The following is a 24,560-nucleotide window of genomic DNA, read 5'->3' as shown; positions in this document are numbered from 1 at the left end:
GGGGCCGCGGCGCGCGCGGGCCCAGGCCCGCGGGCAGCTCCCGCTTCACCGGCCATCCCCCTCCGGGGACGTCACGGCCGGCACCGCGCGATGTGCATGCGCGCGGCTGTCGGCAGGTCTTCGGACTGATGGGTACGGCCGACGCGAGGGTCGGCCACCTCGGCCGTCGCTTCCCGGGAGGATCCCAGTGCGTTGACGGCGTCGTTCCCAATTACCGCTGCGGGGCAGTGCCGGAGTGGCCCATCGGGGGCGTCACCGGCTTCCCTCTTCGCCTCCGCCCTCGTGAGCGGAGACACCGACCGCCCCAAGATAGTGGGGTCCCCACCGGGGGTCAACACGAAATATAGGCAAATTCGGAAAAGCCTTGTGGGACAAGCGCGCGGCGGAAATCCCCGTGAACCGTTTCCAGCGCGCGGCCGGGCACGTCCAAAAACACTGCGCAGTCAAGCACCGGAGGGGCGGTTCCCGGGGCGGGGTTCCGGTCCGTTTGGGTCGTGGGGCGCCCCCCTTGGACCGGAATGGAAAACGGTGTTCCGCGCCCCGTGCCTTTGGCCGGCGCTATTGCCAGTGCACCGCGTCCAGCGCCTGGTGCAGCCGCGCCACCGCGGTGCCCGTGTCGAACGGCGGCTTGCGCGGCGGGTCGTAGACCTCCGGGCGGGTGCCGCTCACCATCAGGTCGATCGCCACGCAGCGGCCGTTGCGCACGCTGCGGTAGCCCTCGACCTGCAGGAAGTGGCTCATCGCCGCGTCGCCGGCGCGGAAGTGGACGAAGGCCACCCCGCCGATCTCGACCTGGTCCGGGTCGCCCTGCGCCTCCGGCGGCGGCTCCAGGCAGCGCGCGGCCTCGCGCAGGCTGTCGCTGCTGCCGATGCGCAGTTCGGCGGCGGCGAGATCGTTGGAACCGTCCAGCACCAGCGCAGCCAGGGGCTTGCCCTCGCTGTCGCCGGGCGCGAACGCCTTCCAGCCGTCGGTATCGAGGTACTCGCGGTCGAAGTCCCGCTCGAGCGTGGTGCCGGGCACCGGCATCAGCCGCAGGCCGATCGACGCATCCGCGAACACCGGCGCGGGGCCCGCCGGCGGCGACGGTGCCGGATCGGCGGTGGCATCCGCTGCCGGTGGTGGCTGGCGCCCGCAGGCCGCCAGCGCCAGCACGACCGGTAGGCAGACGACGGACAGGATCGGGCGCTTGGACATGCGGGCGGGCTCCGGGCGGTTTGGCGTCGCCCATGCTGCACCCGGCAAGGTGAATGGCGCTCCACGCCACGCCGGCCAGGCCCCGCGCGCGGCATGCGGGCACGCTGTCGCGTCGCCGGCAAAGCCCCGCGGGGATCGGAGCCCTGCCCGCGGGAACGACGGCCACGCCGCGGCGCCGTTCAAGGACGCAGGGATCCCGTCCCCACCTGCAGCAGCACGTTCATCAGCGACGCATCCTCCGGATCGGGCCTGACCTGGAATCCCAGGCTCTCGCACATCGCCAGCATCGTGCGGTTCTCGCGCAGCACCTGCCCCTCCACCGCCTTCAGGCCGAGCCAGTGCGCGTACTCGATCATGATTCGCATCAGTTGCCAGCCGATGCCGTGGCCCTTGAGGTCCGAGCGGATCAGGATCCCGTACTCGCCCTTCTCGTAGTCGGCGTCGGCGTGCAGCCGCACCGCGCCGAGCATGTCGCCGCCCTTCGGGTCGATCGCCACCAACGCGATCGAGCGGGCGTAGTCGAGCTGGGTCAGGCGCGCGATGAACTCGTGGCTGAAGTGCTTCACCGACTGGAAGAAGCGCAGCCGCAGGTCCTCGTCGGTGACGCGGGCGAAGAACGCGCGGAACAGCGCATCGTCCTCCGGCCGCACCGGGCGCAGCCATGCGGTGGATCCGTCGCCGAGCACCAGGGTGCGCTCCCACTCCTTCGGGTACGGGAAGATCGCGAAGCGCGGATGCCCGCGTCCCTTGTGCAGGATGCGCGAACGCGCCACCGCCACGCGCGCGTCCAGCGCCAGCACGCCGTCGCGGTCGGCCAGCAGCGGGTTGATGTCCAGCGCGCGGATCTCGGGGATGTCGGCGGCCAGCTGCGCCAGCTTGACCAGCACCAGCGCCACCGCGCGCTCGTCGGCGGCCGGCACGTCGCGGTAGCCCTTGAGGATGCGCGAGACGCGGGTGCGGCCGATCAGTTCGTGCGCCAGGCGCAGGTCCAGCGGCGGCAGCGCCAGTTCGCGGTCGTTGATCACCTCGACCGCGGTGCCGCCGCGGCCGAACACGATCACCGGCCCGAACACGGGGTCGTCGGCGATGCCGGCGATCAGCTCGCGGGCCTTCGGCCGCAGGATGGTCGGCTGCACGATCACGCCGTCGATGCGCGCCTGCGGCCGCACCCTGCGCGCGCGCTCCAGGATGCCTTCGGCCGCCAGCCGGACCGCCGCCACGCTCGGCAGGTTCAGGCGCACGCCGTCCACGTCGGACTTGTGGCCGATGTCGGGCGAGACGATCTTCACCGTGACCGAGCCGCCCGCGGCCAGGATCGGGTCGGCCAGCAGCGCGGCTTCGTTGGCCGTGGTGGCGACCTGCAGCGGCACGCACGCGATGCCGTAGGCCTCCAGCAGGCGCTGGGTCGCCACCGGGTCCAGCCAGGCTTGGCCCGCGGCGAGCGCCTGCTCGACCAGCGCGCGCGCCGTCGCGGCATCGACGACGAAATCCTCCGGCAGGCTCGGCGGGGTCTCCATCAGCGCGGCCTGCGCCTCGCGGTAGCGGACCATGTGGGTGAAGCCGCGCACCGCGTCGGACTCGGTCGCGTAGGTCGGCACGCGCGCGGCGTTGAGCGCGGCGATGGCCGCATCGTCCTGGCCCAGCCACACCGCGAACACCGGCTTGTCGCGCGCGTGCTGGCCGCGCGGGCCGAGCGAGCGGGTCAGCGCCTTGGCGGCGTCGGCCGAGGAGGTGAAGGCGGTCGGCACGTTCACCACCAGCAACGCGTCGTTGCCCGGGTCTTCCAGCAACGCCTCGATCGCGGTCGCATAGCGCTCGCCGTCGGCATCGACCACGATGTCGACCGGGTTCTCGCGCGACCAGCCCTGCAGCAGCGCGCGGTCCAGGCGTTCGATCGTCTGCGGCGACAGCGCGGCGAGCGTGCCGCCGCGCAGGGTCAACTGGTCCACCGCCAGCCGGCCGACGCCGCCGCCGTTGCTGAGCACCGCCAGCCGGCGCCCGGGGAAGGTGCCGATCCGGCCCAGCGTCTCGGCCGCGGCGAACAGCTCGTCGAGCGCGCCCACGCGCAGCAGGCCGGCGCGCGCGAAGGCCGCGCCGTAGACCGCATCCGGGCGCGCCAGCACTTGCGAGTGGGTGTCGGCATTCGGATCCGGGCGCGCCTGGCGCCCGGACTTCACCACCACCACCGGCTTGGCGCGCGCCGCCGCGCGTGCGGCCGACATGAACTTGCGCGCGTCGCGGATCCGCTCGACGTAGAGCAGGATCGCGCGGGTGCGGTAGTCGGTGGCGAAGTAGTCGAGCAGGTCGCCGAAGTCCACGTCCACCGCGTCGCCGAGCGAGACCACCGCGGAGAAGCCGACCGAGCGCGCCACGCCCCACTCCACCAGCGCGGCGGCGATCGCGCTGGACTCGGAGACCAGCGCGAGGTCGCCGGCCTGCGGGCAATGCGCGGCGATCGAGGCGTTGAGCCGCGCATGCGGCGCGATCACGCCCAGGCAATGCGGGCCGAGGATGCGCAGGCCCTTGGCGCGCGCGGCAGCCTCGGCGCGCGCGGCCGGCGAGCCGGGCCCCTCGCCGAGGCCGGCGGTGAGAATGATCGCCGCGGCCACGCCCTGGCGCGCGGCCAGCGAGACCACCCGCGGCACCATCCGCGCCGGCGTGGTGATGACGACCAGCTCCGGCACCCAGGGCAGGTCGGCCAGGCGGCGCACCGTGCGCATCCCGTCGATTTCCGGATAGCGCGGGCTGACCCAGCCGATCTGGCCCGGGAACCCGGCCGCCCGCAGGTTGCGCACCACCGCGCGCCCGGCCGAGCGCTCGCGCGGGCTGCCGCCGACGATCGCCACGGACTTGGGTCGGAACACGGACTGCAGGTGGTAGGTACTCATGCAACGGGCGGTTGTCGGCGAGGGATCCCACGGTACACGGCAGTCCCGGGACGCGACATGACGCAACGCAATCGCGGCAGCGCTTCACTTGTTCATAACGATTCTCATTTGCGGTAGAATCGCGCCGTCAGCCAGCACGCGACGCCCGTCCGGCCAGCGATCTTCGACTACGGACCGGGGAACCCCATGAAACCGCTGACCCTGCTGGCCGCCGCCGTGCTCGGCGCCACCTCCATCTTCGCCGCTTCGGCCCACACGCCCTACCTCGTCCCCAGCGACTTCGCGCCGCGCGCGGGCCAGACCGTGGCGCTGGACGCATCCTTCGCCGAGACCTTCTTCGTGCCCGAGGCGGCCTTCGACGACAGCCGCTTCGTCATCGTCCGGCCGGACGGCGGCAGCGCCGCACCGGACGCGGTGCACGCGATGAAGACCCGCACCGTCGCCGAATACACCCTGCCGCCCGGCACCGGCACCTACCGCCTGAGCACCGGCCCACGGCTGGGCGCCCGGTTCCGCACCTGGGAGGTCGACGGCAAGCGCGAAAGCTCGCGCGATGCGTCGGCGAAGATCCCGGCCGGGGCCAAGGTGGTTTCCGATTTCCAGTCGCTCACGCTCGCCGAGGCCTACGTCAGCGTCGGCGCGCCGGACCGCACCGCGCTGGCCGCGCGCGGCCGCGGCCTGGAGTTCGTGCCGGTCGCGCACCCGAACGACCTGTACGTGGGCGAGCGCTTCGAGTTCATCGTGCAGTACGACGGCAAGCCGCTGGCGAACCAGAAGGTCGAGGTCACCGAGGCGGTATGGACCTCCGACCGCAAGCCGCAGGTGGACACGCTGCAGACCGATGCCGAGGGCCGCGCCCAGCTCGACCTGAAGCGCGCCGGCACCTTCGTGGCCCTGAGCCGGCATCGCGCCCCGGCACCGGCCGGCGCGCCGGTGGCCGAGTACAGCCACAGCTACACGCTCGCCTTCCGCGTGCTCGAGCCGTAAGACTTCTTTCCAACCCCGGAGACATCCCATGAAAACTGGCGTACTCGCCGGCGCGTGCCTGGCCGCGTTGCTCCCGCTCGCCGCCCGGGCGCAGACCCCTTCCGCGGCTCCCCGTCCCCTGGTCGGCGGCCACGGCGACAATGTCGCGGCCTTCATCGCCGAACACGACGCCGATGGCGACGGCAAAGTCGGCTGGGCCGAGTTCGAGGCGTTCCGGCGCGCGCGCTTCGACGCCACCGACCGCAACCGCGACGGCGTCGTGGACGAGGCCGAGTATGTGCAGGAGTTCGATGCGCGCCTGCACGAGCAACTCCGCCGCGAGCGCGCCGCGCAGGTCGAGCAGGCCCGCACGCGCTTCGCCGCGCTCGACGCCGACCAGGACGGCAAGGTCTCGCGCCGGGAATTCGACCAGGCCGGCGGGAAGACCTGGGAAGGCGGCCAGCGGGCGCTGGCGGGCGAAGGCAAGGCGGCCCCGGCGGACGCATCGAGGACGCGTTCCGGCCAGGCCGGCCGGTTGCTGCGCATGCCGACCAGCCACACCGCCGAGGGCTTCCTGGCCCTGTACGACGAGAACGGCGACGGCAAGGTCGAGCGCGCCGAGTTCGACCGCGTGCGCGACGCGCAGTTCGACCGCGCCGACGCCGACCGCGACGGCGCGCTGGCGCTCGACGAATACCTGGCCGAGTACGAGGCGCGGCTGGACGAACGCATCGCCACGCTGACCCGGCGCGAGGATCGCCAGGTGCGCGTGCGCTTCGGCGTGCTCGATGCCGACAAGGACGGCCGGATGACCTTCGCCGAGTACCAGGTCTCCGGCAAGCGCCTGTTCGAGACCGCCGACCGCAACCGCGATGGCGTGGTGGATGCATCCGACCTGCACGTGCCGGCCACCGAACGCCGCCGCAGCGACTGATCCGCGCCTGCCGCCGGGCGCCACCCGGCCGCCCGGCGCCGCCATTCCCGTCCATGCCGCGGCCCCGGCCGCGGCTCGATCTTCCTTCTCCTAGCGACGCACCGCGCACATGCGCCCGCAGCCAGGTCCGCGCCAGAACGGCGCCCCGTCCTTTTCCTGACTGTGGAGAGAAATGCCATGAGATCCACCCACCACGCGCTGGCGCTGGCGATCGCCGCCGGCCTGGCCTTGCCTGCGCATGCCGGAACGCCCGCCGACGCCCGCGACTTCGACCCGGTCGAGGTGCGGGCCAAGCGCGAGAAGCAGGCCTCCGCCAACCAGAACGTCACCGTGATCGGCGCCACGCAACTCGAGCAGGAGCAGGCCGAGAGCATGGAGGACGTGGTCCGTTACGTGCCCGGCGTGAGCATCGCCGACCTGGGCCGGTTCGGCGACAACGGCTTCAACATCCGCGGCATCGAAGGCGACCGGGTGGCGATGACCCTCGACGGCCTGCCGATGGCCGAGGGCCTGGAGACCGCGCGCAGCTACGAGTTCTTCCGGGCCGGCCGCGGCGGCGTGGACATCGATTCGCTCAAGCGCGTGGAGATCGTCAAGGGCGCCGACTCGATCGGCGCCGGCAGCGGCGCCCTCGGCGGCGCGGTGGTGTTCACCACCAAGGACCCGTACGACTACCTCGCGCCGCAGGGCGACGATCGCTACTTCGGCCTGAAGACCGGTTACACCGGCTACAACGAGCAGGCGCTGGGCAACGTCACCTTCGCCAACCGCACCGGCCGGATCGAGTCGATGCTGACCTATACCAAGCGCAAGGGCCACGAGGCCGAAGGCTGGTACTCGGATACCGAGGTGGCGACCGGCAGCGGCCGGCGCACGCCGGACCCGATCGACCACGACAGCGACAACGTGCTGGCCAAGGTCGATTTCGTCGCGGACGAGGCGCATCGCATCGGCGTGGTCTACGAGCGCAACCGCGCCGACAACACGGTCGACAACCTCAGCCGGGTGGCCTCGCCCGGCTACCTGACCCGCGTCGGCGACGACAGCAACGACCGCGACCGCTATGGCCTACGCTACACGTGGCGGGCCGGCAACGCGCTGTTCGACACGCTGGAAGCGCACGCCGACCACCAGAAGACCGCCAGCCGGGGCATCACCCGCATCAGCGCGGGCAGCGGCACCTCCGCCAACCCCACCGCCAGCGCGGTCACCACCGCCTGCACGCCGGCGCTGCCGTGCCAGCGCGCCGAGGACCGCCGCGACGAGCAGAAGCTCGACCGCATCGCGCTGGACCTGGACAAGGCGCTGCAGGGCGAGGGCTGGCGCCAGTCGCTGCTGTACGGCGCGGCCTGGCAGCGGCGCAGGATCGACTACACCGCGATCGACTACCGCTGGAACAACGCCGGCGTGCTCGACAGCGCCACCGTCGACCCGGCGCAGGTGCCCAGGACCGACGCGACCTCCTGGAACGTCTACCTGCGCGACCGCATCGGCCTGTACGAGGACCGCCTGCAGCTGACCCTGGGCGCGCGCTACGACCATTACCGCTACTCGCCGAAGCTGGACGACACCTTCGTCGATCCCACCGGCACGGTGCGCGCGGTGAGCTTTTCCTCGCCGACCTGGCAGGCCGGCATCAGCTACGCCTTCGCCCCGCGCCAGACCGTGTGGTTCCAGGCCGGCCGCGGCTTCCGCGCCCCGACCACCGGCGAGATGTACGCGCCGACCAGCACCACCACCCTCACCGAGGCGGATACCGGCGCGAGCGTGACCGTGCCCACCGTCGCCGCCAACCCGGACCTGGACGCCGAGAAGAGCCTCAACCTGGAGCTGGGCTGGCGCTGGGAGAGCGAACGCGCCCGCATCGGCCTTTCGGTCTTCCGCGACCGCTACGACGATTTCATCGATACCGTCACCCTGACCGCGAACGCAGGCACCCGGTACCTGAGCTGCACGCGCGGCGCGTGCTCCACCCGCAACGGCTACAGCTATACCTCGGTGGTCAACGTCGGCGAGGTCACGGTCAAGGGTGCCGAACTGGAAGGCTTGTGGAAGCTCGGCGAGGCCTGGCTGCTGCGCGCGGCGTGGTCGCACAACGAGGGCGAGCAGAAGGACGGCCGCCCGCTGGACAGCATCAACCCGGATCGCGGCGTGCTCGGCCTGAGCTGGCAGGGCCTGGACGAGCGCCTGCGCATCACCGGCAACATGACCCACTCGCTGGCCAAGAAGCGCAAGGACGTCGATGCCGTGACCACGGTGTTCGGCACCGAGGCCGAGCCGTTCCTGAGCGATGCCTACACGGTGTTCGACCTGTTCGGCAGCTATCGCGTCAACGACCGCCTGCGCATCAACGCCGGCATTTACAACCTGTTCGACGAGCGCTACTACCAATGGGCCCGCATCCGCAACGTGGTCCGCGGCGACTTCTACCTGTACGGCTACGCCACCGACTACGGCATCGGCCGCTACAGCGAACCGGGCCGCAATTACCGGGTGACGCTGTACTGGACGTTCTGAGCATGCGCCGCCTTGCGTCGCGCCGGTGACCGGCCCTTCCCCGCGTGCCGGGGAAGATGCCCGGAGCGGCGTTGCGGGAGACGGCCGCTTCCGCCGGGGCAGCCTGCCCCGGCGGGAAATCCCGGGGCACGGATGAAGGGCTCCCCTCGCTACAGCAAGGTGCCGCTGAGGATCAACGCCGCGATGCTGAAGTAGATCACCAATCCGGTCACGTCCACCAACGTCGCCACGAACGGGGCCGAGGCGCTGGCCGGATCGAAGCCGAGCCGCTGCAGCACGAACGGCAGCATCGAGCCGGACAGCGAACCGAACATGACGATGCCGACCAGCGCCGCACCGATGGTCAGCGCGACCATCGCCCAGTGCGGGCCGTAGTCGTAGAAACCGGCGTTCTGCCAGACCGCGATGCGCACGATCGCCAGCACCCCGAGGATGCCGCCGAGCACCGCGCCGGTCGGGATCTCCCGCAGCGCCACCTTCCACCAATCGCGCAGGCGCAGCTCGCGCAAGGCCAGCGAGCGGATCAACAGCGACGTGGCCTGCGACCCGGAGTTGCCGCCGGAACTCATGATCAGCGGGATGAACAAGGTCAGCACCACCGCCTTGGCCAGCTCGTCCTCGAAGTGCTGCATCGCGCTGGCGGTCAGCATCTCACCGAGGAACAGCACGCTCAGCCAGCCGGCGCGCTTGCGGATCATCTCGCCGAAGCCGATCTGCATGTACGGCTTGTCCAGCGCCTCCACGCCGCCGAACTTGTGCACGTCCTCGGTCGATTCGGCGATCAGCGCATCCAGGATGTCGTCGACGGTGACGATGCCGAGCACGTGGCGCTGCGCGTCGACCACCGGGATCGCCAGCAGGTCGTGGCGCCGGATCAGCCGCGCGACCTCCTCCTGGTCCAGCTGCGCATCGACGGTGATGGGCGGATTGACCTGGGCGACGTCCAGGATCGGCGCGTTCGGCTCGCCGGTGATCAGCCGGCGCATGGTCACCACCTGCACCAGCGTGCGCTCGCGCGGGTCGAGCAGGTAGATCGCGTAGACCGTCTCGCGGCTGCGCTCCACCTCGCGCACGTACTGCAGGGTGCGGCCGACGGTCCAGTCGGCGGGCACGCCGACGAACTCGGTGGTCATCAGCGCGCCGGCGGTGTTGGGCGGGTAGTGCAGCAGCTTCTGGATGGCGCGGCGGGTCTCCGGGCCGAGCCGCCACAGCAGCTGGTCGCGGTCGTCCTCGTCCAGGTCCTGGAAGATGTCGGTGGCCCGGTCGTCGGCCATCAGCCCGAGCAGCTCGGCGGCGCGGCCGGCGTCCTGCATGGCCACCAGCGCGCTGGCATCGCGCAGTTCGGGTTGTTCCAGGATCTTGACCGCGCGCGGCAGCGGCAGCACCGCCAGGATGGCGGCCACGTCCTCGCGGTCGATGCCGTTGAGGTATTCCACCGCGTCGGCGGTGTTGAGCTCGGCCAGCGGCGCGATCAGCGCATCGGCCGCCTCGGGGGGCAGCCGCAGCAGGTTCTCGTTGTTCATGGGGGTTCGCCTCGTTTCGGCCACGGCCGATGCAGCGGCGGCGAACCGGTCCCGATCGCTCAGGCGGTCGCCAGCCCTGTCATCGACCCCGGTCTAGGGTGACTGTCGCTGGACATGGTGTTGGGACTCCAAAGAGGGATGCCCGCACCTCGGAGGCGCGGCGCCTTGGCGGGGGACCCGCAAGACGCGCTGGCGGGTTCGGCCGCCGGCGGCGGCGCGAAGTCTGCGCCGATGGGCCCGCAGGGTCAATGGGATGGCCGCACGCGCGGGCTCCTGCGAGGGCGCACGCGGCGAGCGCCGGCCGTGCAGGCCGGGGTCGCGCGCGTGCGGAGCGCCATGCGCGAGCCACGAGGGACGATGCCGCCCATAATGGGCCACCCGATGGAGAACGCAGATGCATAGCGGCGGCCTGGAACTGGCCTTGGTCCTGATGCTGGCGGCGATCGTCGCCGTGCCGGTGTTCAAGAAATTCGGCCTGGGCGCGGTCCTGGCCTACCTGATCGCCGGCCTGGTGCTCGGCCCGGACGGGCTCGGTTTCGTGCAGGACACCAACCGCATCCTGAGCGCGGCCGAGATCGGCGTGGTGATGCTGCTGTTCGTGATCGGCCTGGAACTGTCGCCGGCGCGCTTGAAGCTGATGCGGCGCTCGGTGTTCGGCGCCGGCACCGTGCAGGTGGCGCTGACGGCGGTGGTGCTGGGCGCGATGTTGATGGCCGACCACTTCGGCTGGAAGAGCGCGCTGATCGTCGGCCTGGCCCTGGCCCTGTCCTCGACCGCGGTCGGCCTGCAGGTACTGTCCGAGCGCAAGGCGCTCAATACCGACTACGGCCGGCTGGCGTTCGCGATCCTGCTGTTCCAGGACCTGATCGCGATCCCGCTGCTGGCGGCGATCCCGCTGCTGGGCGGGGCGAAGAACGATGCGCTGGAGTGGCAGGACGTGGCCAAGGCGCTGGGCGCGCTGGCGCTGGTGGTGCTGTGCGGGCGCTTCGTGCTGCGCCACCTGTTCCGGATCGTCGCGCGCACCCGCATGCCCGAGGTGTTCACCGCCAGCGCGCTGCTGGTGGTGCTGGGCACGGCCTGGTTCATGCAGGAGGCCGGGCTGAGCCCGAGCCTGGGCGCGTTCCTGGCCGGCGTGCTGCTGGCCGACTCGGAGTTCCGCCACGAGCTGGAATCGCAGATCGAGCCGTTCGAAGGCCTGTTGATGGGCCTGTTCTTCATCGCCATCGGCATGGGCATCGACCTGGAGCGCGTGACCCGCGAGCCCGGCCTGATCGCCGGCGGCGTGGCGTTGCTGCTGCTGGTCAAGTTCGCGCTGCTGGTCGGGGTCGGCCGATGGGCGAAACTGCCGGTGCGCAGCTGCCTGATGCTGGGCAGCGTGCTGTGGCTGGGCGGCGAGTTCGCCTTCGTGGTGTTCAACGAGGCCCAGCGCGTGAACCTGCTCGGCGCGGCCGACCATGACCGGCTGATCGCCATCGTCGGCGTGTCGATGGCGCTCACGCCCGTGGTGTTGCTGGCGATGCAGCGCATCCTGGTCGGCGCGGAGCGCGCGGCGGCGCCGAAGGACGACAAGCCTTTCGACACGATCGAGATCCAGGCGCCGCAGGTGCTGATCGCCGGCATGGGCCGCTTCGGCCAGATCGTCGCGCGCCTGCTGACCGCGCAGCACATCCCCTTCGTCGCGCTGGAGAACAACCCGGAGACGGTGGAGGACCTGCGCCGCTTCGGCAGCCAGCTGTACTACGGCGACCCGACCCGCCCGGACCTGCTGCGCGCGGCCGGCGCCGAGCGCATCAAGGTGTTCGTGGTGGCGATGGACGATCCGGACACCAACATCAAGGCGGCGCGGCTGATCCGCCGCCTGTATCCGCAGGCCAAGGTGCTGGCGCGCGCGCGCAACCGCCAGCACGCCTGGAAGCTGATGGACCTGGGCGCGGAACCGTTCCGCGAACTGTTCGGGTCGAGCCTGGAACTGAGCGAGCAACTGCTGGTGGCGCTGGGCATCGATGCCGGCCTCGCGCGCGATCGCGTCGAGCGCTTCCGCCATCACGACGAGGAGCTGCTGCGCCGGCAATACCTGGTCTACGACGACGAAGCCGCGGTGATCCAGGCCTCGCGCGATGCGCGCACCGACCTGATGAAGCTGTTCGAGGCCGACGTGGATGCGGAAACACCCGCCGCCGCCGGAACAGCCAGGGGACAGGCCGGCACAGGACAGAACGCGCCCGGCTGACGCCGGGTTTCCATGCCGGGCCGCGCGTCGCCGGATGCCCGCCGCGGTTCCGGGCGCGCATGGCGTGCTGGACGGCGCGCCTGCCTGCGCACTCGACGGACTTGCCTCTGCTTCGGAAACGAGAGCCTCTGCCTCTCTCCAGCTATCGCTTCTTCGCCGCCTTGGCCGTCCGCCTGCGCGCGGCTCCCGCGGCCTTCTTGGTCCCGGCCTTGGCCGGAGCCCGCGCCTTCTTCGCCGGTGCGGGCTTGGCTGCCGACCGGCTCGCCGGCGGCGGCCGCCGTCCTGGCGTCAGCGGCCGCCAGGCATGGCCGCCGTTCAGGGCCAGCAGCGCGTCCGCCGCCGCAGGACCGGCGCTGCCCGCGGCATAGTTGGGAAAATCGTTCGGCGGCTCCTTCCAGGCATCGAGGATCGGCTGCACGATGCGCCACGCGCCCTCCACCATCGCCGCATCCTGGAACAGGCCGGACTCGCCGTTCATGCAGTCGCGCAGCAATTGCTCGTAGCCGACGGTGTATTCCTTAGGGAACCAGTCGCGATAGCGGAAATCCATGCGCACCGGCGCCAGCGCCACCTGCGGGCCGGGGCGCTTGACGTCGAACTGCAGCGAGATGCCCTCGTCCGGCTGGATGTGCAGCACCAGCCAGTCCGGCCCGTAGCCGCCGATCTCGGTGCTGCGGAACGGCGCCAGCGGCGCCGGCTTGAAGCGGATCGCGATCTCCGTGGTGCGCTCGCGCATGCGCTTGCCGGTGCGCAGGTAGAACGGCACGCCGGCCCACCGCCAGGTGTCCACCTGCAGCTTCATCGCCACGTAGGTCTCGGTGTTGGAATCGTCCGGCACCGTGTCCTCCTCGCGATAACCGCATACCGCGGTGCGGTTGACCGCCCCGGCGGCGTACTGCCCGCGCACCACGTCGGCCGGCGTCAGCGGCCGCACCGCCTCGATCACCTCGGCACGGCGCCGGTGCATCGCCTCGGTGGTGAACGCCGACGGCGGTTCCATCGCGATCATCGCCAGCAACTGGAACAGGTGATTGGGCACCATGTCGCGCAGGCAACCGGTCGGATCGTAGAAGCGCCCGCGCCCTTCCACCCCGATCGTCTCGGCGACGGTGATCTGGATGTGATCGATCCGGTCGCGGTTCCATACCGGCTCGAACAACCCGTTGGCGAAGCGGAACGCGAGGATGTTCTGCACCGTCTCCTTGCCGAGGAAATGGTCGATGCGGAACACCTGGTCCTCCTCCAGCACGCGCGCGACCACCTCGTTGAGATGGCGCGCGCTGGCCACGTCGTGGCCGAACGGCTTCTCGACGATCACCCGCCTCCAGCCGCCTTCTGCGCGCTGCTTGGTCAACCCGGCCTGCCCCAGGTTGAGCAGCGCGGTCTCGAAGAACCGCGCGGCAGTGGCGAGGTAGAACAGCACGTTGCCCTGCGCGCCGTAGCGCGGCTGCAACTTGTCCAACAGCGCGCCGAGCCTGGCATAGGCCCCCGGATCGGTGAAATCGCCGCGCAGGTAGTGCATGCGCTCGCGCAGCCAATCCCAGGCCTGCTCGTCGAACCCGTCCGACTGGAACTCGGCATCGCGCGCACCGATCAACCCGCGCATGGTGCGGCCGATGTCGGCCCGCCAGGCCCGCTCGCTGACATCGCCGTGGTCGACGCCGACGATCGCGAAGTGGTCGCTGAGCCCGCCGGAGCGCCGCAGGTTGTACAGCGCCGGCATGACCAGGCGGCGGGTCAGGTCGCCGCGCGCACCGAACACCACGACGATGCAGGGCGGGACGGATGCGGGATCGCTCATGGACGTCCTCCTCGAAGGCGCGCCGCGCGGCGCGCGAAGGCGCAGTCTGGCATGGTCGACCTCCGTGGCCGCTCACGGAACGACGACGCGCCGCCGAGGGCATGCGCCCGTCGCTCCGTCCATCCGGGCGTTTCTGGTGCGCAGCCCTTTCCGCCGCGATTACGGCGACAGCGCGAGGATCGGGCCCCGCGATCAGGGGCAGGATCGTCCACGGCAAGCCCGCGAAGCGTGGCTTGCGAAGCTGGAAACGCCTACCGCAGGAACCGCGCCATCGACGATACGCCCGGCACGGTGGGTTCGAACTGCCCGGCGACGTCGATGAAGCCGCGCATGATCGCGATCTCGCGCGGGGTGCGGTTGAGCGCGTCGCGGCGGTCGGGGTCGGCGCCGGCGCGCAGCAGCCGCTGCACCAGCAGCGGCAGGCCGTGCAAAGCGGCCAAGTGCAGCGGGCCGAAGCCGCGCGGGTCGGCCACGTCCAGCGAGACGTCCTCGTCGAGCAGGCGCTCCACGCCGGCCAGCACGACCTGTTCCTCGCACGGCGTGCCCGGCTCGGCGCGCGCGCCGAGCAGCAGCAGCAGCGGGCTGACCTTGCCGGCGGCCACGGCCTCGGGGTCGGCGCCGGCCAGCAGCAGCGTGTCCAGCAGCGCCAGCAGGCGGGCCTTGTCGCGCGCGGTGAAGCCGTACAGGGCGGCGCAATGCAGCGGCGACAGCTCCTGCGCGTCGCTGGCATGCACGTCGGCGCCCGCGGCGAGCAGGCGCGCGACGATGTCCGGCAGGCCCAGCGCGCTGGCCAGCATCAGCACGGTCACCCCGCCCGGCAGGCGGTGCTCGATCTGCGCGCCGGCGGCGAGCAATGCGGCGACGATGCCGGCATTGCGCATGCTGACCGCCGCCGACAACGGCGTCGCGCCGCTGTTGGCGGCGTGTTGCGGATCGGCGCCGCGCGCCAGCAGCAGGTCGACCACGGCGATGTGGCCGCCGCCGGCGGCGCGCAGCAAGGCGGTGCATCCCTGCGCATCGATGGCATCGACCGGCAGGCCGAGGTCGATCAGGCGGCGCACCGCGTCGGCATCGCCACTGGTGGCCGCGGCGGGCACGTCGGCCGGGCGCAGGGTGCGACGCGGCAGCGCCCAGACCCGCCAGTCCAGCCAATCGGCCAGGTCGCGGCGGCCGCTCGACAGGGCCACGCCCAGCGGGGTCTGGCCGTCGGCGGCGCGCGCTTCCGGCGAGGCGCCCTGCACGACCAGCAGCTTCAACGAGGCTTCGCGGCCGAGCGCGGTGGCCAGGTGCAGCGCGGTCATGCCGTGGCTGTCGCGCGCCTCGCGGTCGACGCCCCGCTCCAGCAGGGCCTGCTGCAGGCGCAGCCAGCCCAGCCGCACCGCCAGCGAAAGGGGCGGGTCGCCGGCCGGCGACGGCGCGAACGGATCGGCGCCGCGCTCCAGCAGTTCCAGCGCGAACTGTTCCAGCCCGCGCGAGGCGGCGTCGTGCTGCACGCAGGCGGCCAGGAACCGGCCCAGTCCGCCGGCGCCGGCCGGCGACACGCCGTGGCGCAGCAGCACCTGCAGCACCGGCACCGCGTCCACGCCGCGCGAGAGCAGCGCGAACATCGGCACGTCGCCGCAGGCGTCGCGCACTTCCGGCTGGGCGCCGTGGCCGAGCAGCCAGTCGACCGCCTCGGGATTGAGCGCCAGGTGCGGGTCGTGCAGCAACCCGCCCATCTCCTGGGGATCGCACAGCCGGGCCAGCGCGGACAGGCCATCGCGCTGGCCGAGCTGCAGGCCTTCGCGCAGCAGGACCAGCGGCGGGCGGTCCGGCAGCGCGCGCGGCGCGGTGCCCGGCGCGGGCTCGGCATCGCCGCCGGCGTCGGCGACCGCGCTCGGCAGCGGATAGCCGGGATCGAGCAGCGACACGATCGCCCAGCGGCCGGCCTCGGCGGCCAGGTCGACCGCGCGGCGCCCGGCATGGTCGGGCTGGTCGGCGGGAATGCCCAGCTCCAGCAGGCGCTGCACCAGCGCCGGAGGGACCTGTTCGGCGCCGCAAGCCAGCAGCACGGCGTTGCGGCCTTCGGCATCGACGGCGGTGAAATCGGCCTTGCGCGCCAGCAACGCCTCGATCACCGCGCCGCGGGCGTTGCGCGCGGCATCCAGGAACGGGGTGCGCGCCAGCGTGTCGCGCGCCTCGATGTTCGCGCCGGCGGCGAGCAGCGCTTCGACGATCTCGCCGTGCCCGGCCAGCGCGGCCTCGTGCAGGGCGCTGCGGCGCTGGCGGTCGCGCGCGTCGATGCGGGCCTTGTGCTTGAGCAGCAGCTGCACGCCGGCCGGATCGTCCTCCTCGGTGCCGGCCGCGGCCAGCAGCACCGGGACGCCGCCTTCCGGCTCGGGCCGGGCGCCGCGTTCGAGCAGGAACTTCGCCAGCCGCCAGTTGCCGACCTGGCAGGCGGTGGCGAGCGGCGAATGGCCCTCGTGGTTCAGCGCATCCAGCTCCGCGGCGGCATCGCGCAGCAGCGCGGCCACGCCGGGGTCGGAGCTGCGCGCGGCGTGATGCAGCGGGGTGTTGCCCTCGGCATCGGTGGCGCGCGGATCGGCCCCGTTGGCGAGCAGGGTCATCACCGCCTCGGGGCGGCCGTGCCAGCTGTCGCGGGTGGCGGCCAGCAGCGGGGTCATGCCGCGATGGGCATGGTTGACGTCGACCCGGCGCACGATCAACTCGCGCAGCAGGCGCAGGTCCGGGAGCACCGCGGCGAGCACCGCCAGGCTGCGCTGGTCGCGCGCGTCGGGCGGCGGCAGCGCATGCGGGTCGGCACCGGCTTCGAGCAGTTGCAGCGCGCGATCGACGCGGCCGTTGCGGGCGGCTTCGTACAGTTCCGGCAACAGGCGCTCGCGCGCCATCGGCTCCAGCGGCTGCGGGGCGCTGGCCGCCTCTTCCAGGAGTTCGTGCGCCTGCGGACGGCGCGGCGCCTCGGGCGCAGGCGCGGCCACGACCCGCTGCAGCAGGCCGTGCGCGAACGGCAACAGCACCGCGGCGGCGATCGCCAGGGTCCAGCGCGCGGTTGGCGGGAGCAGCGCGGGCCAGGCCAGCGCGACGCCGCCGGCGCAGGCGGCCAGCACCAGGGCGGCCACGCCCAGCCCCGGCCAGGATTGCAGTTCCTGCCCGGCCAGCGCCTGCCAGCGCGTGCGCAAGGGGCCGGCCTCGCGTTCGGCGCCGCTCCACAGCGGCCAGGTGCGCCACAGCGCGAGCAGCGCGGCGCTGACCGCCACGCTCAGCGCCAGCGCGGCGGCCAGGCTGCCGCTTTCGCGCAGCGCCGCCAGGGGCCAGGTCACCAGCAGCGCCAGCGCCGCCAGCGCCGCGCCCCACAGGCCCAGCAACGGCAGGACGTCCTGCGCGAGCGCGCGAGGATCGGACGGCAGCGCGCGGGTACCGCGGCGCCAGGACACCGCCAGCGCGAACGCCGGCTGCGCCAGCCATGCGGCGAGCGCCGCGGCCACGCCGCCGAGTCCGGCCAGCAACGACAGCGCCGCGCCGGCGGCCAGGGCCATCGCGGCGGCGCGCGAACGCCGGGAAGCGCCGTCACTCATCGCCACGCCCGATGCCGGCCAGCGGCGACGGCGGGAACTGCACGAAGAAACCGCGCTCGGCCAGTTGGCGGCGCACCTGCTCCGCGTCGGCCTGCGCCAACCGCCGCTCGGGGGTCAGCGCCACCTCCAGCACGAACGCGAACGGCGCCAGCTGCGCGTGCATCGGCGCGGGCATCGTGGCGAAGTCGTCGCGCCGGGCGAGGTAGACGTAGGTGTCCTGTTTGCGTTGGCTTTTGTAGACGTAGGCTTGCATGCGCGCGGGGCCGCGCCCGGCGTAGGGAGATCGAAGTGGCTTGAGATTGTGTCGGAAATACGGCACTGGCGAAAGCTTCGCCAGCATGGGCGCCATTCATCTGGCGCGACGTCACGTGAATGTCATCGACGACGGGGGCTTGATGCACCGCCGATATACTCCCCGCCAGCTTTTCCGACGCGAGCCACGAGTGAACCCAGCGCTGTCGCCGACCCGCATGGTCCCCCTCCCCATCACCGCCTTCACCGCCACCACGGCGCTGGGGGCGGGACTCCAGGCGCAGGCACGAGGCCTGCGGGAACGGCGCAGCGGATTGCGACCCAACGATTTCGGCACGCAACCGCTGCCTTGCTGGATCGGCCGGGTCGACGGCCTGGAAGAACTGCGCCTGCCCGATGCGCTGGCCGAATGGGACTGCCGCAACAACCGCCTGGCCTGGCTGGCGCTGCAGCAGGACGACCTGCGGGTGCGGCTGCAGGCGGCGCTCGCCCGCCACGGCGCCGATCGCGTGGCGCTGGTGCTGGGCACCTCGACCTCCAGCATCGGGGCGACCGAAGAGGCCTATGCGCGCCTGGAGCCGGACCGCGAGGGCACGCCGCATTTCCCGGCCGACCTGGCCCGGCCGGCGCTGCACACGCCGCACTCGCTGGGCATGTTCGTGCAGGCCGCCACGGGCGTGCGCGGGCCGGCGGCGACGGTGGCGACCGCCTGCTCGTCCAGCGCCAAGGTATTCGCGCAGGCGGCGCGGCTGATCCAGGCCGGGCTGGCCGACGCGGCGCTGGTCGGCGGCGTGGATACGCTGTGCGGCAGCGTGCTGTTCGGGTTCAACTCGCTGCAGCTGGTCGCGCCGGATCCATGCCGGCCGTTCGACGCGCGCCGGGTCGGGCTGTCGCTCGGCGAGGCTGGCGGCTTCGCGCTGCTGGAACGCGATGGCGAGGCGCTGGCCCACCTGTGCGGCTACGGCGAGTCCAGCGACGCGCACCACATGTCCGCCCCGCATCCGGAAGGCCTGGGCGCGCGCCTGGCGATGGCCGAGGCGCTGGCGCGCGGCGGCGTCGAGGCGGCGCAGGTCGGCTACCTGAACCTGCACGGCACCGCCACGCCGGCCAACGACAGCGTGGAGGCGGCCGCGGTCGCCGCGCTGTTCCCGGATACGCTGCACGCCAGTTCGACCAAGGCCTGGACCGGGCATACGCTCGGTGCCGCCGGCATCGTCGAATCGGTATTCGCGCTGCTGGCGCTGCGCGACGGCGAACTGCCGGGCACGCTCAACAGCGAGCAGCCGGACCCGGCCTGCGGCCCTCAGATCCGCTTCGCCCCGGCCGCGCGCCGGATCGACCATGCGATGAACAATTCGTTCGGCTTCGGGGGCAACAACTGCACGTTGTTGTTCGGCCGCGCATGAGCCGGCCCGCCTCGCTGCTGCAGGCCACCGTCGCCGGCGTCGGTTTCTGGACGCGCGGCTTGCCGGACTGGGCCGCCGCGTGCGCCTTCGCCCGCGGCGAACCCGCGCCGGCGGACGCCCCCGCCCGACCCTCGCCGCAGTTGCTGCCGCCGAACGAGCGCCGGCGCGCGCCGGAGACCGTGGCGGTGGCGCTGGAGGTGGCCCTGGCGGCCTGCCAGGCGGCCGGGCGCGATCCGGCCTCGCTGCCGTCGGTGTTCGCTTCCAGCCACGGCGACCTGGCGATCACCGACTACATGGCGGCGACGCTGGCGGCCGAACCGCTGGCGCTGTCGCCGACGCGCTTCCACAACTCGGTGCACAACGCCGCGGCCGGCTACTGGACCATCGGCACCGGCGCGACCCTGCCGGCCACGGCGATCAGCGCCTACCGCGCCAGCTTCGCGCAGGGCCTGCTCGAAGCGCTGGTGCAGCTGCACGCGGGCGCCGACGCGGTGCTGCTGGCCGGCTACGACGGCGGCGGCAGCGGCCCGCTCGGCGAGATGGCGCTCAGCGACGGCCTGCTCGGCGGCGCGCTGGTACTGGCCCGCGACGGCGAAGGCCCGCGCCTGCACGTGCAGTGGCAGGACGGCGAAGCCGACGCCGCGCCCGGCCCGCTCGCCGCGTTCGCGGCGGGCAACATCATGGCGACGATGCTGCCGCTGTTCGACGCGCTGGCGCTGCGGCGGCCGCAGGCACGCCTGCATGCCGGCCCCGGCCGGGTACTGGCCCTGGACCTGGCATATGACTGAGCCCACGCCCGCCCGCGACACCGTGGCGGTGGTGATCCCCGCCTTCAACGAGGCGCTGCGCATCCGCGAGGTCGTGCAAGGGGCGCTCGCGCAGATGCCCCAGGTGATCGTGGTCGACGACGGCTCCGAGGACGCCACCGTGGCGCAGCTGGAAGGCCTGCCGGTCACGTTGCTGCGGCATCCGCGGCGGCGCGGCAAGGGCGCGGCGCTGCGCAGCGGATTCGCCGAGGCGATGCGGCGCGGCTGCGCGGGCGTGCTGACCATGGACGGCGACGGCCAGCACGATCCGGCCGACCTGCCGCGGCTGCTGCAGGCGGCGATCCGGCATCCGCGCTGCATCGTGATCGGCGCGCGCCTGCGCCAACGCGCCCAGCAACCGCGCCACCGCCGCATGGCCAACGCCTTCGGCGACTGGGGCATCGGCTGGGCCTGCGGGTTCCGCATCGCCGACAGCCAGAGCGGCCAGCGCTACTACCCGGCCGACGTGTGCCGGCTCGGCGACATCCCGGGCGAGGACTTCGTGTTCGAAGCGCAGCTGCTGATCTCGGCCGCGCGCGAGCTCGGCCTGGGCGTGGTGTCGGTGCCGATCGAGACCCGCTATGGGCAGGCCGCGGCCCAGGCGCAGTTCCGCCGCAGCCACTTCCGTCCCCTGCGCGACCTGTACCGCATCACCTCGCACGTGGTCGGGCAGGTGATCGCCTATGGCCACGTCGGCGCCCGCTACCGGCTCACCCGCGACACGCCGGCCCGCATCGACGATCTCGGCGAAGAGCGGCAGGACATCGGGATCCAGGCCAAGGAGCATCGCGGCTGAGGTTCGCCGCGATTGCGATGCCGGCAAGGCCGCGGGACCGAAGTCCCTCCCGCAGCGGTGGGAGCCTCCGCAGGCAGGCCCCCGCCAAGGCGCCTCATCCCATCCCGCCGTTGACGCCGATCACCTGGCCGTTGACGTATCCGGCCAGGTCGGAGCACAGGAAGCCCACCAGCGCCGCCACTTCCTCCGGCCGGCCGGCCCGGCCCGCCGGCACCATCTGCTTGATCGCCTCCGGCGCGAACGCCTGTGCCGCCATCGCGCCCTCGATCACCCCGGGCGCGACCACGTTGACCGTGACGCCGCGGCTGGCCATCTCGCGCGCCAGCGATTTCGACGCGCCGTGCAACGCGGCCTTGGCCGCCGCGTAGTTGGTCTGCCCGCGATTGCCCAGCACCGCCGCCACGCTGGAAACGCTGACGATGCGCCCCCAGCGCGTGCGCGCCATCGGCAGCAACAGCGGCTGGGTGACATGGAAGAAGCCGTGCAGCGACACGTCGATCACCCGCTTCCACTGCGCCTCGCCCATGCCCGCCATCGGCGCGTCGTCGTGGATGCCGGCGTTGTTGACGACCACCTGGACCGGCCCGCCCTGCAGCAGCGCCTCGATCGCCGCGGCGCTGGCGGCCGCGTCGGCCACGTCGAACGCCACCGCGTGCGCGCGACCGCCAGCGGCCGCGATCTCCCCGGCCAGGGCCTGCGCGCGGGCGAGATTGCCGTTGGCATGCACGATCACCTCCAGGCCGTCGGCGGCGAGCCGCCGGCAGATCGCGCCGCCGATGTCGCCGCTGCCGCCCGTGACGAGCGCGCGCCGGGTCGTCTGGTTCATCGTGGGTTCTCCGGTTGCAGGATCACCGCCGCGCGCCCCTCGGCGAGCAGCCGTCCTTCGTGGTGGATGCGGAACAGGTATTGCTGGCCGTCCTCGCTGGCGACGAGCTGCTCGGCCTCGCCGAGCAACTCGCCTTCGAGGTCGTCGATGCGGGAGGCATGCAGTTCCACGCCGCGCAGCGACACCAGCATGCCCGGGCGCGGCGCGCGGCCGTGTTCCTGCCCCAGCAGGCCGCCGTGCACCGCCATCGCCTGCGCGCCGTACTCGCACAGGTGCACCGCCGAGAGCCGCCCGGCGCGCCGCAGCGGGTGCGCGCGGTCGCGGTGGTTGCGCGCGGCCAGCACGATGCGCCGCGCGTCCCACGCGCGCACCTCGTCCCACAGGCACATCGCGCCGGCATGCGGCACCAGCGCCAGGATGCGATCACGCCCGAGCATCTTCGATCTCCTTGGCCGGATGCCGCGACACCAGCAGCGCCAGCACGAAATTGCCGACCACGCCCAGCGCGACGGTGGTGCCGATCGCGCGCAGCACGGGGATCGACGACCATCCCAGCAGCGCGAACACCACCAGCGTCATCACGCTGCACACGACCAGCCCGTGCAGCGTGCGCAGCTGGTCGGCGCGGCCGTCGCCGGCGTGCTCGAAGAACAGGCCGTAGTCCAGCCCGAGCCCGGCGCCGAGGATCAGCCCGATCAGGTGGAACAGGTTCAGCTCCACCCCGGCGGTGCGCAACACCGCCAGCGTGAGCAGCGTGGTCAGCGCCATCGGCAGCAGCACCCGCGCCACCCGGCGCGGCGAGCGCAGCGCGATCCACACCGTCGCCACCAGCAACAGCGCGGCGACGCCGAGCGCGAGCAGCAACCGCACGCGGTAGGCGGCCACCAGCGATTCGGAGGCCTGCTTCAGGTCGATGAGTTCGGCGCCATGCCGCGCGGCCAGCGCCGCCAGCGCCGCCGGATCGGACAGCGTGCCCAGCGACACCAGCGCGGTGGCGTGGTCGCCCGAGCGCAGCAGCAGGCCGTCGATCACGCTCGCCAACGGCGTCCGCGCGAAGTCCTGCGCGCGCAGCGGCGGCGCGGTACGGGCGCGCTCGACGTCGGCCAGGAAATCCTCGAACGCATCGGCGCGGAAGGGCGAGTCGGCCACCGCCTGCGCGAGCGCCGCGCGCAGCATGTCCGGCGCCGGCAACGCCGCCTGGCGCGCCCGTTGCGTGGCCGCGCTCGGCAGGTAGCGCGCGGCCATGTCGTAGCCGCCGAGCCGGCCGGCGGCCACTTCCCGGTCCAGCCACGGCCGCAGGCGCTCGGAGGCGACCAATGCGCGTTCGGCGTCCGCACCGCGCAGGGCCAGCACGTAGCGCACGTCGGGCGCGCCCAGTTCGCCGCGCAGTCGTTCGTCGCGCAGCAGGTCGGCGCGATCGACCGGGGTCAGCCTGGACAGGTCGTTCTCCCAGAACGGCTGCGGCGCGCGCCATGCCAGCGCCACCGCGACGAGCGCCAGCGCCAGCAACGACCAGCGCGGGCGCGGCAGCCGTTCGATCCGCGTCCACAACCGCGACAACCGCGCCGAATCGGCGAGGTCGCGGCGCGCCGGGTCGACCAGCGCCGGCAGCAGGAACCGCGTCGCCAGCGCGGCGGCGGCCAGCGCGGCGATCGTGAACACCGCCAGCTGGCGCAGGCCGTCCACGCCGGAGAACAGGAAGGTCAGGTAGGCGATGCACGTGGACGCCACGCCGGTGCCCAGCGTCGGCCACAACTGGCGCACGTTGCTCCACGCCGATTGCCCGGGGCGCTGGTGGCTGAGGAAATGCACCGGATAGTCCTGCACCACGCCGATCAACGTGAAGCCGAACGCGATGGTGATGCCGTGCACGCCGTCGAACAGCGCCGCCACCGCGGCCAGCCCGGCCAGTCCCGCGCTGGCCAGCGGCAGGAAGCCGAGCAACGGCGCCTTCCAGCTGCGATAGGCGAGCAGCAGCAGCAGGATCATGCCGACCGTGTCGAGCGTGCCGATCGTGCCGGCCTCGCTGCTGGTGCGCTCGCTGATCTTCACCGCGAACGCGCCCGGGCCGGTCATCTCCAGGCGGCTGCCGGTCCCGGCCGAGATCCCGGCGAACGCCTGCCGGATCGCCTGCACCGCCTCGGCCTGCCCGCTCGGATCGAACCCGGGCGCACGCGTCTGCACCAGCAGCAAGGCCTGGCGGCTGGCGCGGTCGAACCACACCCCATCGACCTGCTGCGGCTGCCGTGCCGGCTGCAGCGCCTGCGCGACCTTGAGCGTCTGCAGGGTCGGGTCGCGCCCGAGCAACGGCTCGACCAAGTCGCCCGCCGGCGATGCCAGGTCCTGCACGCGTGCTTGCAAGGCCTCGCGCAATACGGCGGCGGAGAAATCGCCCGGCTGCGGCGCCGGCGCCAGCAGGTAGCGATAGGCCAGCAGCGCCTCGGGGATCGCATCCAGCCCGGGCGTTTCGCCGTTGGACACCCCGACGAACAGCGGCTGCGCCTGCAGCGCGGTGCGCAGCGCACGCGACTGACCGGCCAGTACGTCGGGCGAAGCGCCGGACAGCGCCAACAGCAACAGGCGCGAACCCGGGCCTTCGCCGAGCTCGTCGATCAACAGCTTCTGCGCCGGCGTACGCGCCTCGGGCATGAACTTGCGCAGATCGCCCGACAGCGACAGCCGCGTACCGAGCCACCACCCGAGCACGCCAAGCAGCACAAGCCACAGCAACGCCAGCGAGGTGCGCTGCAACGAAGTCAGGCCGGATCGCATGGTGCCACCGCTGTTGCTCGTGATTTTGCCCCCGATCGGGCAACGCCTCCTCGCGCGGCGGCGCGCCAACCTCC

16 protein-coding genes and 1 riboswitch are annotated in these 24,560 nt (G+C 72.6%); of the genes, 7 read left to right on the top strand and 9 right to left on the bottom strand.

Annotated elements, in window-relative coordinates:
• Window positions 1–94: 94 nt before the first annotated feature.
• Window positions 95–315, bottom strand: a riboswitch (cobalamin riboswitch).
• Between the two features lie 243 nt (window positions 316–558).
• Both FD678_RS18985 and FD678_RS18980 read right to left on the bottom strand, forming a co-directional pair.
• Window positions 559–1,194, bottom strand: a complete 636-nt coding sequence (locus tag FD678_RS18985) for a hypothetical protein (protein WP_140727629.1) — start codon at window positions 1,192–1,194, stop codon at window positions 559–561.
• 179 nt (window positions 1,195–1,373) lie between these two features.
• A complete protein-coding gene (locus tag FD678_RS18980) occupies window positions 1,374–4,082 on the bottom strand; it encodes a bifunctional acetate--CoA ligase family protein/GNAT family N-acetyltransferase (RefSeq protein WP_140727627.1) in 2,709 nt (902 codons plus the stop codon).
• A gap of 186 nt (window positions 4,083–4,268) precedes the next feature.
• On the opposite strand from FD678_RS18980, the gene FD678_RS18975 reads away from it, so the two are divergent.
• The 3 genes from FD678_RS18975 (at window position 4,269) to FD678_RS18965 (ending at window position 8,499) form a co-directional block, all read left to right on the top strand.
• The gene (locus FD678_RS18975; protein WP_140727625.1) at window positions 4,269–5,069 is read left to right on the top strand and encodes a DUF4198 domain-containing protein; all 801 of its coding nucleotides are present in this window, start codon (window positions 4,269–4,271) and stop codon (window positions 5,067–5,069) included.
• A gap of 28 nt (window positions 5,070–5,097) precedes the next feature.
• Window positions 5,098–5,982, top strand: coding sequence for an EF-hand domain-containing protein (locus tag FD678_RS18970; RefSeq protein WP_140727622.1), 885 nt, complete (start codon window positions 5,098–5,100; stop codon window positions 5,980–5,982).
• 177 nt (window positions 5,983–6,159) lie between these two features.
• The gene (locus FD678_RS18965; RefSeq protein WP_140727620.1) at window positions 6,160–8,499 is read left to right on the top strand and encodes a TonB-dependent hemoglobin/transferrin/lactoferrin family receptor; all 2,340 of its coding nucleotides are present in this window, start codon (window positions 6,160–6,162) and stop codon (window positions 8,497–8,499) included.
• A 149-nt stretch (window positions 8,500–8,648) separates the two neighbouring features.
• Here the strand turns inward: FD678_RS18965 and mgtE are convergent, their stop codons facing one another.
• Window positions 8,649–10,022: a magnesium transporter gene (gene mgtE / locus FD678_RS18960; protein ID WP_140727617.1), complete on the bottom strand. Its 1,374-nt coding sequence runs from the start codon at window positions 10,020–10,022 to the stop codon at window positions 8,649–8,651.
• Between the two features lie 394 nt (window positions 10,023–10,416).
• Between mgtE and FD678_RS18955 the strand changes: the two genes are divergently transcribed.
• A complete protein-coding gene (locus FD678_RS18955; RefSeq protein ID WP_140727615.1) occupies window positions 10,417–12,252 on the top strand; it encodes a monovalent cation:proton antiporter-2 (CPA2) family protein in 1,836 nt (611 codons plus the stop codon).
• Window positions 12,253–12,394: 142 nt separating this feature from the next.
• Here FD678_RS18955 and zwf read toward each other — a convergent pair whose 3' ends face one another.
• The 3 genes from zwf to FD678_RS18940 form a co-directional block, all read right to left on the bottom strand.
• The gene (zwf, locus tag FD678_RS18950; RefSeq protein WP_140727612.1) at window positions 12,395–14,053 is read right to left on the bottom strand and encodes a glucose-6-phosphate dehydrogenase; all 1,659 of its coding nucleotides are present in this window, start codon (window positions 14,051–14,053) and stop codon (window positions 12,395–12,397) included.
• Window positions 14,054–14,304: 251 nt separating this feature from the next.
• Window positions 14,305–17,628 carry an ankyrin repeat domain-containing protein gene (locus tag FD678_RS18945; protein WP_140727610.1) on the bottom strand — a complete coding sequence of 1,108 codons (3,324 nt, stop codon included), beginning with the start codon at window positions 17,626–17,628 and terminating at the stop codon, window positions 14,305–14,307.
• A complete protein-coding gene (locus tag FD678_RS18940; RefSeq protein ID WP_140727608.1) occupies window positions 17,621–17,881 on the bottom strand; it encodes a YcgL domain-containing protein in 261 nt (86 codons plus the stop codon). The genes FD678_RS18945 and FD678_RS18940 overlap by 8 nt, the downstream gene beginning before the upstream one ends.
• Before the next feature lie 217 nt (window positions 17,882–18,098).
• On the opposite strand from FD678_RS18940, the gene FD678_RS18935 reads away from it, so the two are divergent.
• From FD678_RS18935 to FD678_RS18925, 3 genes are read left to right on the top strand one after another with little or no spacing between them, the layout of a single operon-like run.
• Window positions 18,099–19,286 (top strand): beta-ketoacyl-[acyl-carrier-protein] synthase family protein, encoded by a 1,188-nt coding sequence (locus tag FD678_RS18935; RefSeq protein ID WP_140727606.1) that lies wholly within the window; start codon window positions 18,099–18,101, stop codon window positions 19,284–19,286.
• The gene (locus FD678_RS18930; RefSeq protein WP_218569859.1) at window positions 19,283–20,074 is read left to right on the top strand and encodes a beta-ketoacyl synthase chain length factor; all 792 of its coding nucleotides are present in this window, start codon (window positions 19,283–19,285) and stop codon (window positions 20,072–20,074) included. Before FD678_RS18935 ends, FD678_RS18930 begins: the two co-directional genes overlap by 4 nt.
• Window positions 20,067–20,888: a glycosyltransferase family 2 protein gene (locus tag FD678_RS18925; protein ID WP_140727604.1), complete on the top strand. Its 822-nt coding sequence runs from the start codon at window positions 20,067–20,069 to the stop codon at window positions 20,886–20,888. Before FD678_RS18930 ends, FD678_RS18925 begins: the two co-directional genes overlap by 8 nt.
• Before the next feature lie 94 nt (window positions 20,889–20,982).
• On the opposite strand, the gene fabG is transcribed toward FD678_RS18925, so the two are convergent.
• The 3 genes from fabG to FD678_RS18910 are packed head-to-tail and all read right to left on the bottom strand — an operon-like array spanning window position 20,983 to window position 24,486.
• Complete coding sequence (gene fabG / locus FD678_RS18920) at window positions 20,983–21,714, bottom strand: 3-oxoacyl-ACP reductase FabG (RefSeq protein WP_140727602.1); 732 nt, start codon at window positions 21,712–21,714, stop codon at window positions 20,983–20,985.
• Entirely contained in the window at window positions 21,711–22,151 is a 441-nt protein-coding gene (locus FD678_RS18915; protein WP_140727600.1) for a phosphotransferase, read from the bottom strand. Before FD678_RS18915 ends, fabG begins: the two co-directional genes overlap by 4 nt.
• The gene (locus tag FD678_RS18910; protein WP_140727598.1) at window positions 22,138–24,486 is read right to left on the bottom strand and encodes an MMPL family transporter; all 2,349 of its coding nucleotides are present in this window, start codon (window positions 24,484–24,486) and stop codon (window positions 22,138–22,140) included. Before FD678_RS18910 ends, FD678_RS18915 begins: the two co-directional genes overlap by 14 nt.
• Window positions 24,487–24,560: the final 74 nt, after the last annotated feature.

The organism is Pseudomonas sp. Hp2 (assembly GCF_006386585.1).
Taxonomy (GTDB): domain Bacteria; phylum Pseudomonadota; class Gammaproteobacteria; order Xanthomonadales; family Xanthomonadaceae; genus Pseudomonas_S; species Pseudomonas_S boreopolis.
This window is presented reverse-complemented; position numbering and strand designations above follow the sequence as displayed.